The 16406-nt window shown below is 44.5% G+C and carries 12 protein-coding genes; 10 read left to right on the plus strand and 2 right to left on the minus strand.

All coding sequences use genetic code 11. The features are described from left to right. Positions 1–366: 366 nt before the first annotated feature. The 8 genes from sdhC (at position 367) to sucD (ending at position 9985) form a co-directional block, all read left to right on the plus strand. Complete coding sequence (gene sdhC, locus AACT19_RS12375; protein ID WP_012604532.1) at positions 367–759, plus strand: succinate dehydrogenase cytochrome b556 subunit; 393 nt, start codon at positions 367–369, stop codon at positions 757–759. After that, positions 753–1100, plus strand: coding sequence for a succinate dehydrogenase, hydrophobic membrane anchor protein (gene sdhD / locus AACT19_RS12380; RefSeq protein ID WP_004734215.1), 348 nt, complete (start codon positions 753–755; stop codon positions 1098–1100). The genes sdhC and sdhD overlap by 7 nt, the downstream gene beginning before the upstream one ends. Further along, on the plus strand, positions 1101–2867 hold the full coding sequence (gene sdhA / locus AACT19_RS12385; protein WP_004734214.1) for a succinate dehydrogenase flavoprotein subunit: 1767 nt from the start codon (positions 1101–1103) through the stop codon (positions 2865–2867). A gap of 12 nt (positions 2868–2879) precedes the next feature. Further along, entirely contained in the window at positions 2880–3593 is a 714-nt protein-coding gene (locus AACT19_RS12390) for a succinate dehydrogenase iron-sulfur subunit (RefSeq protein ID WP_004734213.1), read from the plus strand. Positions 3594–3690: 97 nt separating this feature from the next. Then, on the plus strand, positions 3691–6510 hold the full coding sequence (gene sucA / locus AACT19_RS12395; RefSeq protein WP_076646494.1) for a 2-oxoglutarate dehydrogenase E1 component: 2820 nt from the start codon (positions 3691–3693) through the stop codon (positions 6508–6510). A 21-nt stretch (positions 6511–6531) separates the two neighbouring features. Then, positions 6532–7740, plus strand: coding sequence for a 2-oxoglutarate dehydrogenase complex dihydrolipoyllysine-residue succinyltransferase (odhB, locus tag AACT19_RS12400; protein ID WP_004734211.1), 1209 nt, complete (start codon positions 6532–6534; stop codon positions 7738–7740). Positions 7741–7946: 206 nt separating this feature from the next. Then, entirely contained in the window at positions 7947–9113 is a 1167-nt protein-coding gene (gene sucC, locus AACT19_RS12405; RefSeq protein ID WP_004734210.1) for an ADP-forming succinate--CoA ligase subunit beta, read from the plus strand. Beyond that, positions 9113–9985: a succinate--CoA ligase subunit alpha gene (gene sucD, locus AACT19_RS12410; protein WP_004734209.1), complete on the plus strand. Its 873-nt coding sequence runs from the start codon at positions 9113–9115 to the stop codon at positions 9983–9985. Before sucC ends, sucD begins: the two co-directional genes overlap by 1 nt. Positions 9986–10140: 155 nt before the next feature. On the opposite strand, the gene znuB is transcribed toward sucD, so the two are convergent. After that, entirely contained in the window at positions 10141–10926 is a 786-nt protein-coding gene (znuB, locus tag AACT19_RS12415) for a zinc ABC transporter permease subunit ZnuB (RefSeq protein WP_017084084.1), read from the minus strand. Beyond that, positions 10926–11705, minus strand: a complete 780-nt coding sequence (gene znuC, locus AACT19_RS12420) for a zinc ABC transporter ATP-binding protein ZnuC (protein WP_004734207.1) — start codon at positions 11703–11705, stop codon at positions 10926–10928. The genes znuB and znuC overlap by 1 nt, the downstream gene beginning before the upstream one ends. A gap of 83 nt (positions 11706–11788) precedes the next feature. Between znuC and znuA the strand changes: the two genes are divergently transcribed. Both znuA and AACT19_RS12430 read left to right on the plus strand, forming a co-directional pair. Beyond that, entirely contained in the window at positions 11789–12673 is an 885-nt protein-coding gene (znuA, locus tag AACT19_RS12425) for a zinc ABC transporter substrate-binding protein ZnuA (protein WP_017079474.1), read from the plus strand. A 247-nt stretch (positions 12674–12920) separates the two neighbouring features. Further along, positions 12921–16304, plus strand: a complete 3384-nt coding sequence (locus tag AACT19_RS12430) for an AraC family transcriptional regulator (RefSeq protein WP_076646496.1) — start codon at positions 12921–12923, stop codon at positions 16302–16304. Positions 16305–16406: the final 102 nt, after the last annotated feature.

Raw genomic sequence — 16406 nt, forward strand, 5'->3', positions numbered from 1 at the left:
TTTTTTTACTGGTCTTACGTGAAAAAGTCAATTTTTCTGCAGCTTTGTGTGCACTTGTTAGTGTTTTTTACATTAAATTCGTTAAAAATCTGTTCTGTGTAGCATTATTTGTTGCATCAATTGTATTAGAATGTTGCCAGCCGTATAGTGGCGCTGAAAAGTTTGGTTAAAACCTTATAAATGCAAGGCTAAGAAGAAATGTGAGGTGTCTTCAGAAACCTAGCTGTTAACAATTATTTTACAATTATCTAAGGCTCAACTTACGTTATTTGTTAAGTTAATGTTAAATTTTAAAGGTTTGCAATCAAATTTTGTCCATAACAATACATAAGGTTATTTAATGACCATCATGCTCAATGGAGCTGAGTGAGCGAGCCCGTGAAAGAAAGAAAGACAAGACCTGTTAATTTAGATTTACAGACCATCCACTTTCCTATCACAGCAATAGCTTCCATCCTACACCGTGTGTCTGGGGTGATTACTTTTGTTGCGATCGGAATTCTGCTTTGGTTACTATCCATTTCCCTCTCTTCCCCTGTAGGCTTTATGGAAGCTAGCGACATTGTCGACGGTTTCTTCGTGAAGTTTATTCTGTGGGGCATTTTAACCGCTTTGGCTTACCACATTGCTGGTGGTATTCGTCACCTTCTTATGGACCTTGGTCACTTTGAAGAGCTGGAATCTGGCGCTAAGAGCGCGAAGGTTGCATTCGCAGCAACAGCGGTATTGTCTCTACTAGCGGGGATCTTAGTATGGTAAACAACGTTTCTACTTTTGGTCGTAATGGTGTGCATGATTATCTATTGATTCGTGCAACAGCCATCATTATGACGCTTTACACTATCTACCTAGTGAGCTTCTGTGCTTTCTCAGGTGATATTTCTTACGCATCTTGGACGCAATTCTTTGGTGGTACCTTCACTAAAGTTTTCACCATGTTAGCACTTACTTCAATTTTGGTTCACGCGTGGATCGGCTTGTGGCAAGTACTAACTGACTACATCAAATGTGCAAAATTGCGCGTTGGTCTTCAAGTCGGTGTTGTTGCGGTTCTTCTAGGATATTTCTTCTCTGGTCTGTTTATTTTGTGGGGTGCGTAAGTGACTATTCCTGTTCGTGAGTTTGATGCTGTAGTAATCGGTGCTGGTGGTGCTGGTATGCGCGCCGCGCTACAAATTTCTGAGCAAGGCCTATCTTGTGCGTTGCTTTCTAAAGTTTTTCCAACTCGTTCTCATACTGTATCTGCGCAAGGTGGTATCACCGTTGCTCTTGGTAATGCGCATGAAGATCACTGGGAACAACACATGTACGATACGGTTAAAGGTTCCGATTACATCGGCGACCAAGATGCTATCGAATACATGTGTAAAAATGGCCCTGAGTCGGTTATCGAATTAGAAAAAATGGGTCTTCCATTTTCTCGTTTTGATAACGGCAGTATTTACCAACGTCCGTTTGGTGGCCAATCTAAGAATTTTGGTGGTGAGCAAGCGGCTCGTACAGCAGCGGCAGCCGACCGTACTGGTCACGCACTGCTACACACGCTTTACCAACAAAACATTAAACACAAAACGACGGTTTTCTCTGAGTGGTATGCACTGGATCTTGTTAAAAACGAAGATGGTGCAATCTTAGGTACTACCGCGCTTTGTATGGAAACGGGCGAGGTTTGCTACTTCAAAGCGAAGGCAACAATCCTTGCTACCGGCGGTGCTGGTCGTATCTACGCATCAACAACGAATGCACACATTAACACTGGTGACGGTGTTGGCATGGCAATTCGTGCTGGCGTTCCAATGCAAGACATCGAAATGTGGCAGTTCCACCCAACGGGTATCGCTGGCGCAGGTGTTTTGGTAACAGAAGGTTGTCGTGGTGAAGGTGGTTACCTTCTCAATAAAGACGGCGAGCGCTTCATGGAACGTTATGCTCCGAATGCTAAAGATTTAGCAGGTCGTGATGTGGTAGCTCGTTCGATGATGGTTGAGATTCGTGAAGGTCGTGGTTGCGATGGCCCATGGGGTCCTCATATTAAGCTGAAACTTGATCACCTAGGTAAAGAGACGCTTGAGTCTCGTCTACCGGGTGTATGTGAGCTGTCTCGTACGTTTGCTCACGTTGATCCAGTTAAAGAACCAATTCCTGTAATCCCAACGTGTCACTACATGATGGGTGGTGTTCCAACTCAGGTTTCTGGTCAAGCAATTAAACAAACTGAAGATGGTTCAGACGTTGAAATTCAAGGTCTATTTGCTTGTGGCGAAATCGCTTCAGTATCTGTACATGGTGCAAACCGTCTAGGTGGCAACTCGCTACTTGATTTGGTTGTGTTCGGTCGTGCGACAGGTCTTCACCTTGGTGAGACTCTGAATAAGCAAGCTGAAGCAAAACCTGCAACTGAAGCCGACATTGAACGTTCACTAGAGCGATACAATCGTTGGGAAAACAGTACAGACGGTGAAGACCCTGCGGTAATTCGTAAAGATCTTCAGCAATGTATGCAGAACAACTTCTCTGTATTCCGTGAAGGTAAAGCGATGGCTGATGGCTTAGAAGAGCTTAAAGTGATTCGTGAGCGTCTTAAGAATGCACACCTTTCAGACAAGTCGACAGAGTTCAACACGCAACGTATTGAGTGTTTAGAACTTGAAAACTTGATGGAAACGGCATTCGCAACTGCGGTTGCAGCAAACTTCCGTACAGAGAGTCGTGGAGCGCATGCTCGTTTTGACTTCCCAGACCGTGATGATGAGCAATGGCTATGCCACTCACTTTACAACCCAGAATCAGAAAGTATGACTAAGCGTGGCGTGAACATGGAACCTATCCATCGTGAAGCATTCCCGCCGAAAGCACGTACGTACTAAGGAGATATGACCATGAAACTGAATTTCTCTTTATACCGTTACAACCCAGATGTGGACCAGAAGCCTTACATGAAAGAGTACACCCTAGAGGTGGAAGAAGGCTCTGACATGATGCTTTTGGATGCGCTTATTCTTTTGAAAGAGCAAGATCCAACGATTTCATTCCGTCGTTCATGCCGTGAAGGTGTATGTGGTTCTGATGGCTTGAACATGAATGGTAAAAACGGATTGGCGTGTATTACGCCTCTGTCTGCTCTTACTGGCCAAGATAAAATCGTAATTCGCCCACTTCCAGGTTTGCCTGTGGTACGTGATTTAATCGTAGACATGACTCAGTTCTACGATAACTACGAAAAAGTTAAGCCGTTCTTAGTGTCTGATGGCAATGTGCCACCGGCTCGTGAAAACCTACAAAGCCCTGATGAGCGTGCTCATTTAGATGGTTTGTATGAATGTATCATGTGTGCATGTTGTACGACTTCGTGCCCATCATTCTGGTGGAATCCAGATAAGTTCATCGGACCAGCTGGCTTGCTTGCAGCATACCGTTGGCTAATAGATAGCCGAGATACGGCGACAGACGAACGTCTGTCCGATCTTGATGATGCATTTAGCGTTTTTCGTTGCCATGGCATCATGAATTGTGTAAGTGTTTGTCCTAAGGGATTAAATCCGACGAAAGCGATTGGTCACATCAAGACCATGCTTGTGAATCGTTCGGTTTAAGTTATATAAAAATTGCCGCCCTAGAAGTTTTGGGGCGGCCTTTTAATAGCTCGGCATAGACCGCAGCAAACGTGAAAACTACTGGTTAAGGGAAAATATGCACAACGGCGTGATGAAGGCATGGCTCGAGTCTTCACACTTGGCTGGCGCCAATGCAACGTACGTAGAAGAACTCTATGAACTGTATCTAAGTGACCCCGATTCGGTAAGTGACGAATGGAGAAGTGTTTTTGAAGAACTGCCTGTGCAAGCTTCAGAAGCAGTGGAACAACCACACTCTCGTGTTCGTGAATACTTCCGTCGACTCGCTCAAGAAACAAAGCATTACAGTGTCCAAGTTAGTGATCCAGATGTCGATGCGAAACAAGTAAAGGTTCTGCAACTTATTAATGCCTATCGATTCCGAGGGCATCAATCAGCAAATCTAGACCCCCTAGGTTTATGGGAAAGAGATACAGTCGCTGAACTGGATCCTTCTTTTCACACTCTTACCGAAGATGACCTCAATGAGACGTTTAACGTCGGCTCTTACGCCATTGGCCAAGAGACGATGGTGCTTCGAGATTTGTACAAATCTTTAAAGCAAACTTATTGTGGTTCGATTGGTGCTGAATACATGCACATGACTAACACAGAGCAAAAGCGTTGGATCCAACAACGTTTAGAGTCTGTTTCTGGTCAACCCTCTTTCGATAAAGAAGAAAAGCAAGCTTTCCTAGAAGAGCTAACTGCTGCTGAAGGTCTTGAGCGCTATCTTGGTGCTAAATTCCCAGGCGCAAAACGCTTCTCGTTGGAAGGTGGTGATGCGTTGATCCCAATGACGAAGGAAATTATTCGTCATGCAGGTGGACAAGGCATGCGTGAAGTTGTTGTTGGTATGGCTCACCGTGGTCGTCTAAACATGCTGGTCAATGTGCTTGGTAAAAAGCCACAAGACCTGTTTGACGAGTTTGCGGGCAAGCACAGCGATGACTCGTGGGGCACTGGTGATGTGAAATACCACCAAGGTTTCTCTGCGGATTTCGCAACACCAGGCGGCAACGTTCACTTAGCACTTGCATTTAACCCATCTCACTTAGAAATCGTAAACCCGGTAGTTATCGGTTCGGTACGTGCTCGCCAAGATCGTCTAGACGATAAAGATGGCAGCCGCGTACTTCCAATTACTATCCATGGTGATTCAGCTATCGCTGGCCAGGGTGTAGTACAAGAGACGTTCAACATGTCTCAAGCTCGTGGTTTCTGTGTTGGTGGTACGGTTCGTATCGTTGTAAATAACCAAGTTGGTTTTACAACGTCTAACCCTCGCGATACACGTTCTACGATGTACTGTACCGATATCGCGAAGATGGTTCAGGCTCCGATTTTCCACGTTAACTCTGATGATCCAGAAGCTGTCGCTTTCGTAGCACGTCTTGCATTAGATTACCGTAATACGTTTAAGCGTGATGTTGTTATTGATTTGGTTTGTTACCGTCGCCACGGTCACAATGAAGCCGATGAGCCGAATGCAACGCAGCCTTTGATGTACCAAAAAATCAAGAAGCATCCAACGCCACGTAAGCTTTATGCTGACGTGCTAATGGAACGCGGTGAGTTTGGTATTGATACGGCAACTCAACTCGTTAATGAATATCGTGATGCACTTGATCACGGTGAAGTTGTGGTTAAAGAATGGCGCCCAATGGCACTTCACTCAGTGGACTGGTCACCTTACTTAGGTCATGACTGGAACATCGAATGGGACAACAAGATTGATATCGAGCGCCTGAAAGAGCTTGGTAGCAAACTTTGTCAATACCCAGACAGCCATAAGCTGCAAAGCCGAGTAAACAAACTGTACAACGATCGTACTGCCATGGTGAATGGTGAGAAACAAGTCGATTGGGGTATGGCCGAGACTCTGGCTTACGCAACACTTGTTGATGACGGTAAGCGTATTCGTATCTCAGGCCAAGATTCAGGTCGTGGTACGTTCTTCCACCGTCACTCAGTACTGCACAATCAATCAGATGCAAGCACGTATGTTCCTCTTGCGAACATTCATGATAAACAAGGGCCATTCCAAGTATTTGACTCTGTGTTATCTGAAGAAGCGGTACTCGCATTTGAGTATGGTTATGCAACGGCAGAACCAAGCGGTCTAACCCTTTGGGAAGCACAATTTGGTGACTTCGCAAACGGTGCACAAGTTGTAATCGACCAATTCATTTCGTCGGGTGAGCAAAAGTGGGCACGTTTATGTGGTCTAACTATGCTGCTTCCTCACGGCTATGAAGGCCAAGGCCCAGAGCACTCATCTGCTCGTCTTGAACGTTACCTTCAATTATGTGCTGAACAAAACATGCAGGTTGTTGTTCCTTCAACGCCGGCACAGGTTTATCACATGATTCGCCGTCAGGTTGTTCGACCAATGCGTCGTCCACTGATCGTAATGTCACCTAAGTCATTGCTTCGTCACCCTCTATGTACGTCTTCTATGGAAGATCTAGCAGAAGGTACGTTCCAACCAGCTATCGCAGAAATTGATGATCTGGCTCCTGAGAACGTAAAACGCATCGTGTTCTGTTCAGGTAAGGTTTACTTTGACCTGCTTGATCAAAGACGTAAGAACGAGCAAGACGATGTCGCTATTGTACGTATTGAGCAACTTTACCCGTTCCCTTACGAGGACGTGAGAGCTGCAATCGCACAGTACACAAATGTAGTCGATTACGTTTGGTGTCAAGAAGAGCCACAAAACCAAGGTGCTTGGTACAGTAGCCAACATAATTTCCGAGCTGCTATCCCAGTGGGTGCTGATATTCAATATGCAGGTCGTCCTGCATCAGCATCACCAGCTGTTGGCTATATGTCGGTACACTTGAAACAACAAAAAGCGTTAGTTGACGACGCTTTGACCCTACTTAAGAACTAGAAGTAAAAGGAAAATACGCACATGACAATTGAAATTCTGGTTCCAGATTTACCTGAATCTGTGGCTGATGCAACAGTGGCGACTTGGCACAAAAAACCAGGCGAAGCCGTTGCACGTGATGAAGTCATTGTAGACATCGAAACAGATAAAGTAGTTCTAGAAGTACCTGCTCCTGAAGCGGGTGTTCTGGAAGCTATCCTAGAAGAAGAGGGTGCTACGGTACTTTCTAAGCAGCTTCTTGCAAAGATCAAACCTGGTGCTGTCGCTGGTGAACCAACGAAAGATACCACTGAAGATACAGAAGCTTCTCCTGATAAGCGCCACAAAGCGGCACTGACAGAAGAAAGCAACGACGCACTAAGCCCAGCTGTTCGTCGTCTTCTTGCAGAACATAACCTACAACCAGCTGACGTCAAAGGCACTGGTGTTGGTGGTCGTATTACTCGTGAAGACATCGACGCGCACCTAGCAGCAGCGAAAGCGGCTCCGGTAGCAGCATCTGCACCAGCAGTTGAAGCGCCAGCAGCGGCTCGTAGCCAAAAACGCGTGCCTATGACTCGCCTACGTAAGACCGTTGCAAACCGTCTTCTAGAAGCGAAGAACAGCACAGCAATGCTGACTACTTTCAACGAAGTGAACATGAAACCAATCATGGACCTTCGTAAGCAGTACAAAGACCAATTCGAGAAGCGTCACGATACGCGTCTTGGTTTCATGTCTTTCTATGTGAAAGCAGTAACAGAAGCGCTGAAGCGTTTCCCAGAAGTTAACGCTTCGATTGATGGTACAGATATCATTTACCACAACTACTTCGATATCAGCATGGCGGTATCTACGCCACGCGGTCTAGTGACTCCAGTACTGAAAGACTGTGACACACTAGGTTTTGCTGATATCGAAAAAGGCATCAAAGAGCTAGCAATCAAAGGCCGTGACGGCAAGCTAACTGTTGATGAGCTGATGGGTGGTAACTTCACTATCACAAACGGTGGTGTATTTGGTTCTCTAATGTCTACGCCAATCATCAACCCGCCTCAAGCGGCAATTTTGGGTATGCATAAGATCCAAGATCGTCCAATGGCTGTTGATGGCAAGGTAGAAATTCTACCAATGATGTACTTAGCGCTTTCTTACGATCACCGTCTAATCGATGGCCGTGAATCAGTTGGCTTCCTAGTGACTATCAAAGAGCTTCTAGAAGATCCTGCACGTCTGTTATTAGACGTTTAGTATCGCTAAAACGTCTAGTTAACCTCGTTAGCTAGACGTAAAAAGTTTCAAAGGCTAGGCTGCTCAACGTCTGGCCTTCACTTGAACTGTAAAGCCATTAGAAAATGGACAGCAGTTGATTTGAGAAGACCCTACAGACGTACCACAGGAAACTGTGTCGTTATGGAAATAATAATCCCTTAAGGGAAAATAAACGGAATATCAAAATGAATTTGCATGAATACCAAGCCAAACAGCTGTTTGCAGAATTCGGTTTGCCTGTACCAGAAGGTTTCGCATGTGATACAGCACAAGAAGCTTTCGAAGCTGCAGGTCGTATCAGTACAGCCAAGAAAGTCGTTAAGTGTCAAGTACACGCTGGTGGTCGCGGTAAAGCGGGCGGCGTAGAGCTACATGACACTAAAGAAGGCGTTAAAGAGTTTGCACAAAAGTGGCTAGGTAAAAACCTAGTGACTTACCAAACAGACGCTAATGGTCAGCCTGTAACAAAGATCCTAGTTGAAGAAGCATCAAACATTGCTAACGAACTTTACCTAGGCGCTGTTGTTGACCGTGCAACTCGTAAAATTGTATTCATGGCGTCAACTGAAGGCGGCGTGGACATTGAGAAAATCGCTGAAGAAACTCCAGAGTTGATTCACCAATCTGCGATCGATCCTCTAGTTGGCCCTCAAGCTTACCAAGGCCGTGAATTGGCATTCAAACTTGGCTTAGCTGGCGATCAAATTAAACAGTTCGTTAAGATCTTCATGGGTCTTGGTGAAATGTTCGCTCAGTACGACCTAGCTCTACTAGAAATTAACCCGCTTGTTATTACAAATGAAGGTAATCTTCTTTGTCTAGACGGCAAGATCAACATTGACTCAAACGCAATGTACCGTCAGCCAAAGCTTCGTGAAATGCACGATCCTTCACAAGAAGACGAGCGCGAAGCGCACGCAGCTCAGTGGGAACTGAACTACGTAGCACTTGATGGCAACGTTGGCTGTATGGTTAACGGTGCAGGCCTTGCTATGGGTACGATGGATATCGTAAACCTACACGGCGGCAAGCCAGCAAACTTCCTTGATGTAGGCGGCGGCGCAACTAAAGAGCGTGTAGCTGAAGCATTCAAGATCATCCTTTCTGATGACAATGTTAAAGCAGTACTCGTAAACATCTTCGGTGGCATCGTTCGTTGTGACATGATCGCTGAAGGTATTATTGGTGCAGTTAAAGAAGTTGGCGTAACAGTTCCTGTCGTTGTTCGTCTAGAAGGTACAAACGCAGACCTAGGTCGCGAAGTACTTGCTAATTCTGATGTTGATATCATTGCTGCTGTATCTCTAACAGATGCTGCTCAGAAAGTTGTTGCTGCTGCGGAGGCTAAATAATGTCTGTATTAATTAACAAAGACACTAAAGTAATCTGTCAGGGTTTCACTGGCGGTCAAGGTACATTCCACTCAGACCAAGCTATCGCATACGGTACGCAAATGGTTGGTGGTGTTTCACCTGGTAAAGGTGGTCAAACTCACCTAGGCCTTCCAGTATTCAACACAGTACGTGAAGCAGTAGAAGTAACTGGCGCAACAGCAACAGTTATCTACGTACCAGCACCTTTCTGTAAAGATGCAATCCTAGAAGCAATTGATGCAGGTATCGAACTGATCGTAACGATCACTGAAGGTATCCCTACTACAGATATGATCGACGTTAAAGTGAAGCTAGAAGAAACTGGCGTTCGCATGATCGGTCCTAACTGTCCAGGTCTTATCACTCCAGACGAGTGTAAGATTGGTATCATGCCTGGTCATATCCATAAGAAGGGTAAGGTAGGTATCGTATCTCGTTCAGGTACTCTGACGTACGAAGCAGTTAAGCAAACAACAGATGAAGGCTTTGGTCAGTCTACATGTGTTGGTATCGGTGGTGACCCTATCCCAGGTTCAAACTTCATTGATATCCTAAAACTTTTCCAAGAAGACCCAGAGACTGAAGCAATCGTAATGATTGGTGAGATCGGTGGTACTGCGGAAGAAGAAGCTGCTGAGTTCATCAAAGCAAACGTAACTAAGCCAGTTGTATCTTACATCGCTGGTGTTACTGCTCCTCCGGGTAAACGTATGGGCCACGCTGGCGCAATCATCTCAGGCGGTAAAGGTACTGCTGAAGATAAATTCGCAGCGTTAGAAGCAGCAGGCGTTAAGACTGTTAAGTCTCTTGCTGACATCGGTAAAGGCCTACGTGAAATCACGGGTTGGTAATCAGCTAGCTTTTATCTAACGATATAAGAAAGGCTTGGTCATTGACCAAGCCTTTTTCTTTTTTGACCGATTTTTTTGTAAACGATTCTTTTATAAACGACTGCCGCACCAACTGTTGTGTTGTTAAAAGCCAGAATGAATCTCGACTTTTCACTTTAGGCGCGGGTTCTGTACATTTGAGACAGCATAAACATTGCCGCAGCACTAATAACAACAGACGGGCCGGCTGGCGTGTCATAGAACCAAGACAAGCTCAACCCTCCGAACACAGCGATAGAACCAATTACAGAAGCGAGGAATGCCATTTGTTCGGGTGTATTGGCGAATTTTCTTGCCGTTGCTGCTGGGATTATCAGCAATGACGTCATGATTAACGCGCCAACAAACTTCATACCGACCGCAATTACAATACCAACCAATAGCATCAGAATCAGACGCATTAAATCAATGTTGATGCCATCTACTGCTGCAAGATCTTCATTTACTGTCGTTGAAAGCAGTGGTCGCCAAAATATCGCAAGCACTAAACCAATCACTGCAGCACCCGCGTAGATGAACACCAAATCTGTTGGAGACACCGCAAGCAAGTCACCAAATAGGTAACTCATTAGATCGACACGAACATTGTCTAAGAAGCTGACAGCAACAAGACCCAAAGACAGAGCACTGTGCGCCAATATACCCAGTAAGGTATCGGTCGCGACTAGCTTTTGTTTTTGTAAAGTCACTAGCAACACAGCCAGCATCAAACAACAAATCAGCAGCGCGAGATACAAGTTAATGTTGAACAGAAAGCCAAGTGCTAAGCCCATCAAAGAAGCGTGAGCAAGCGTGTCACCAAAGTAAGCCATCTTGCGCCATACCACGAACGATCCTAATGGGCCTGCAATTAGCGCAATGCCCAAACCCGCCAGAATAGAGGGAAGAAGAAACTCAAGCATTAGTGATGTCCGTGTTTATGGTTTGAACATTCATGCACGTCGCCTTCGACAGGCTGGCCTGCAAGATCATGATGGTGATGTTCGTGTTGGTGATGATAAAACGCTAGTGTTTCTTGGGTCGCGGTGCCAAAGAGCGCAATATACGAAGGGTGGTGTTTGATGTCTGCAGGTGCGCCTGAACAACAGATGTGATGGTGCAAGCAGATAACATCGTCTGTTTTTGCCATCACTAAATGCAGATCGTGTGAAACCATAAATACGGCACAACCAAAGCGGTGACGAATGGTGTCAATCAGGTCATACAGGTCTATTTGCCCTTGTACATCAACGCCTTGAGCAGGTTCATCAAGAACAAGTAGATCTGGTCTTCTTAGCAATGAACGAGCAATCAGCACACGTTGGTTTTCACCGCCAGATAGCTGGTGCATGTTACTCTTTTGCAGATGTTCAGCGCCAACGAGCTTCAATGCTTCAAGGATCTCTTGCTGACTGAACTTGCCAGTGAGCTTTAGAAAACGTTCTACATTAAGCGGTAGTGAATCATTAAGCTTTAATTTTTGTGGTACATAGCCAATTTTCAGTTTTTTAGCTTTTGTTATTGTGCCTGAAAATTTGGTTTGTAAACCCAGTACCACTTTGACTAATGTCGACTTTCCTGCACCGTTTGGCCCAATGAGGGTGGTGATTCTGCCGCGCTCTATATTTAGAGAGATGTTGTCTAGAACTTTTCGACCGTCAAATTCGACGCTCACAGAATCTAGTTGGATTAAGTTATCCATGAATAGAACTCATTTGCAATTCGCTAATGTTATAATGTAACATTTACCTCAAGCCTAAGCTACTTTTCTATTATCGAGGGATTATGTCACGTTCATCTTTTATACTTGCTACTTTGCTTTTAGCGCCAAGTGTCGCAAGTGCCAATACTATTCTAACAAGCTTTAAACCGATTCAAATGATTGTGACAGAATTAACGCAAGGCGTTAGTGAGCCGGATGTGTTGATGAACAGCAATGCTTCGCCGCATGATTATGCGCTTAAGCCATCGGATGTCAAAAAAGTTCATAGTGCCGATATGGTTATCTGGTTCGGCCCTGACCTAGAAGCCTTTTTGACTAAGGTGATTGGTTCAAAAGAAAATGTTATCAAGATCAGTGAGATTCCCGGAATCAACTTGAGAGAGTTTGGGCATGAAGATCACGATGCTCATGAAGGACATCATCATGGTAGCCATGATCCGCATTTTTGGTTGGGCATCGACCAAGTTGAAGTCGCGGCAAAATATATCTCAGCTAAGTTGATTGAATCTGACCCTGATAACGCAATGGCGTATCAAGAGAACCTAGACTCATTCTTGATTGCTTTGAAAGAGAAGAAGCAGTCAATTAATGAACAACTTGCGCCAGTGAAAGACAAAGGTTACTACGTATTCCATGATGCGTATGGCTACTTCGAACAGGAGTTTGAGTTAAATAACTTAGGTCACTTTACCGTGAGCCCAGAGCGCAAGCCGGGTGCAAAAAGCTTGATAGCTATCAAGAAAACCTTGGTGCGTGAAAATGTTCAATGTGTATTTGCAGAGCCTCAATTTACACCGGCTGTGATCGAATCGGTGACTCGCGGAAGCAATGCTAAGCAAGGGCAACTTGATCCTGTTGGTTCACAGGTTGAAGTGAAGAGTGGAAGTTATTTCGATTTTCTTCAGCAACTTACAGACAGCTACACAAGCTGCTTGAGTGCTAAGTAATCAATAACCAATATTCCTAACGACACTTTGCTCTCGTTAATTTATGAATCATGCCGCTTTTTGCGGCATTTTCGTGACCGCTAAGATAAAACCTCTCAACAAATAGCAAACCTCCTTTCTCCTTTGTTAATTTCCGCTAAAATAGAAAGATAATAATAAGCACAAAAAAACTGAATTTTTGGTTCAGCAACGATAAGACGTTGTGGATACCATAATTTCATGTGTTATTGCTGTTCAGGATGAAAAGTTGTATCGAATTATCTTCAGAATGTTCATGTTAATGAGCATTTCATTTAGCGTTCTCGCGGTAAATACATCACCCTCCGTTTTCTATCCTTTGCCCGTTCAAGCGCAAGGGAACTTTCTTGCGGCTAAAAACTTGTACTTAGGTGCCGGTGGCGGGCTATGGGTTCATGATGTCCATGGAAAAGTACTCTTTTATGATGGCCGAACCCTATTCCCTCGAAAGGGCAGCCTTTTGCAATTTTCTTCAGAAAGAGTCGCGTTTCTTAACGATGAGTTTTGGACATTTTTTGATAATGAGGTGTACCGACATAGCCCTGGTATTGGCAATGAACTTGCGTTTAGTTTAAGCCCCGGCGCTGAGATCGCGAATATCGGCTCATCAGGTGATTATATTTGGGTCACAGATGGTAGTAATTTTTATACTTACAACACTCAATCTTTAGAATTTACCACCTACTCACTACTCAAACTGTATCGATACAACAATAGCAGTGATATTGCGATTAACGATGCGGAGTGGGTGTTGTCAAAATGGGTACTCGCGACCAGTTCTGGTGCTTACCTTTCCGAGGCGCAAGAGTTTACTCACATCACTGCATCAGATAAGCACCATATTGAGACGGTTTATTTTTCTAATGCTAGACGAGAGTTAGTGATCGGTACTTTAAATGGTGCTGTGATTGTTGATCTCGCGAATCCAGATAAAGAGAACAAAATAAAAGGGTCGCACGTTCTCTCGCTTGCTGAAACTTCAGACCAATATTGGATTGGCACAGAGCATGGACTCATTAGTTATAACTTCATTACGGGTCAAATTACACGATTCGAACAAGCCGCTAATCAAGATTTCTCATTACCGGGAGAGAAAATATATTCGTTAATTAACGACCATGCTGGTGGGATGTGGGTTGCGACAAATAACGGCATCCGATATTTCTCACTGTTCAGTAAGACATTCTCAAGAACGCCATTAACGGGTATGGGAATGCACTCAAGTAGTGTCGTGATAAACAAAGTACAGCCGGTTAGTGAACAATTATCTTGGGTTGCTTCCTCAATGGGCCTCTATTTGGTCGATGCTCAAAGCAAAGCTAGTCCAATTCGTGTTTACTCCAACTCGGTACAGGACTTTGAGGTCTTTGGTTCTTCTATTTGGTTGGCTACAGAAGAAGGCATTATTAGTTTTAATACCGATACGTTAGAGCCTGAAGTGATCGGTTTACCAAGGTCTATCAAAGGGGTACACGTTGAGAACTTTGCGCTTCAAGCTGATAACGTACTTTGGATAACATCGGGGCAAGACCTTTATTCGTTATCTATCGAAACCATGAAGCTGACGGGGTACGGTACTGACTGGTTAGTTGATAAGTTTTTGCCAGCAAAAATCACGGCTCTCAATATAGGGTTACAAGGTCGTATTTATATAGGCACTGACCATGGCTTCTACTCTTTTATTGATAAACGGATTAGTTTTAGTCGCTCAAGTGAACGATTTGGCAAAGTGGTCGATATTGAAAAAGCGAAGGATGGGGCTCAATGGTTTGCGAGTAGTTATGGCGTGTATCGAATCCCTTATGACAGCTCTATTATTCAAGAGGTCACGCTTGTTGAAGACAATATTAGCCCAAATTGCTTAATAAGCGATGACAATGGTGTGTGGTTAGGTTCTTCGAAAGGTATCAGCTATTACGGACTGGATGGGCAACTGCATAAACATATCGGTTCACCATTTGGCTTGATCACCAATGAACTGGCGGCAGGGGCATGTGCCTTGTTTGACAGCGAAGGCAGCCAATCTACGAGGCTTATTTTTGGATCAAAGTATGGCGTAGTCAGTGCGTTATCTGATGAGTTATTGGTATCAACAACACCTCATAGTCGAGCATTGCTGAGTAAGATCAGTGTTGATCAGCAAACCGTATCACTTGGTGGTAAGACTGCTGATTTGGATGAAATCCCTTATGGTTCATCCATGAGTTTTAAGTTGGGCATCCTACCTGCGACGTTTGCCCCTGCGATGGAGTATCGCCTGAGCGACGATGAACCTTGGAGAGAATTTGAAGGAGGCTTGTTAACGCTCGACCATCTTCTTCCGGGGGACTATACACTGGAAGTTAAACCCGTTAAGGACTCGCATTATCGCTTTGTGTCAACGAATCAAAGCTTCTCAATCGCTGAGCCTTGGTATCTGAGCAATTGGGCTGCCGCAAGTTCTCTGGCACTGCTGATTGGTGTTGTGACTATCTTGGTTTTTTGGCGTTCGCGTTATGTCACTTTTGCCAATAGACACCTAAAAGCGCAAGTTGCATTAAAAACCGATCAACTGAGGCACCAAAGTCGCATTCTGTTGACGACCAATCAACAGCTTAAAAAGCAGCTATCAGTTAAGAGTGCGCTTGTATCGCACACAGCAAATGAACTTTCATCTGAAGTTAATCATATTGCTGCGATGCTCCCGAATTGGAATGATGAGAAAGGCAAGTCGCCAATCTTAACGCTGAAAAATGGCTTGGCTCAATTGAGTAATACACCTCAAGGAGAAGGGAAGGTCAGTTACGATATAATTTTGATCTTAGAAGCGGTACTCAAAGCTTGGCAAGATGATTTAGCCAAAGCGGGTATTGAACTGGATATTAGAGTTGATACCAAACAACGATACGTATCTTTGCTGTATTTTAATCTCGATATTATTTTCAACAACTTGGTTGCGAGCATCATCAAGAGAAACTTTAAGTCACAAAGCATGGTGGTTCTGGTTGAAGAAGTGAAGGAGCATCTTGTCGTTACGATTCGAGATCATGGGATGCCTTTCCCTAAATTGGCATCAAGCATGGGTGACAACACCGGAAAATCGACTGATCTAAATATCGAAAAATTACCTCTATTGATGAATCAGAGTGGTGGTGAGCTGAACGCGTTTGTTTCTGACTATCAAAATAAGGTTCAGCTTTCGTGGTCGATTGAATATCAAGTGCTGGATAATCTGGAAGCCAGCACCATTGAGCAGATTGAAACCATTAAGCTTGCCGCTTCAACGCCAGAGCAACAAAGGTTGAGTGCTGAACAAGAGTGGAAAAACAGAGTGTCGCAGCTTGTGAGCGAAAACTACGCCGATGCAGAGTTCAGTACTGCAACTGCTGCTAAGTACTTGTTCATGTCTGAGAGAAGCTTACAGAGACGCTTTAAATCGGCTTATAACAAGACGTTTAAAGAGCATTTGAATGAAGTGCGTTTAGAGCATGCGTGTGAGCGGTTACTTGCGGGAGAGAAGATCTCAGACGTCGCGTTTGATTCTGGTTTTAATGACCCTTCCTATTTCAGTCAAAGGTTTAAGCACCATTTTGGTATGTCGCCATCTAAGTTTGCTGAAAACAGCGAAGAGTAGTGAGCTACGGATTTACTCTACGTCCACATAGATAAAGATACTCTAAGCCTCGACATTCGTGTTGGGGCTTTTTTATGCTTCTACGAGATACGAGATACGAGA

Source organism: Vibrio sp. 10N.222.47.A9 (assembly GCF_963872585.1).
Taxonomy (GTDB): domain Bacteria; phylum Pseudomonadota; class Gammaproteobacteria; order Enterobacterales; family Vibrionaceae; genus Vibrio; species Vibrio splendidus.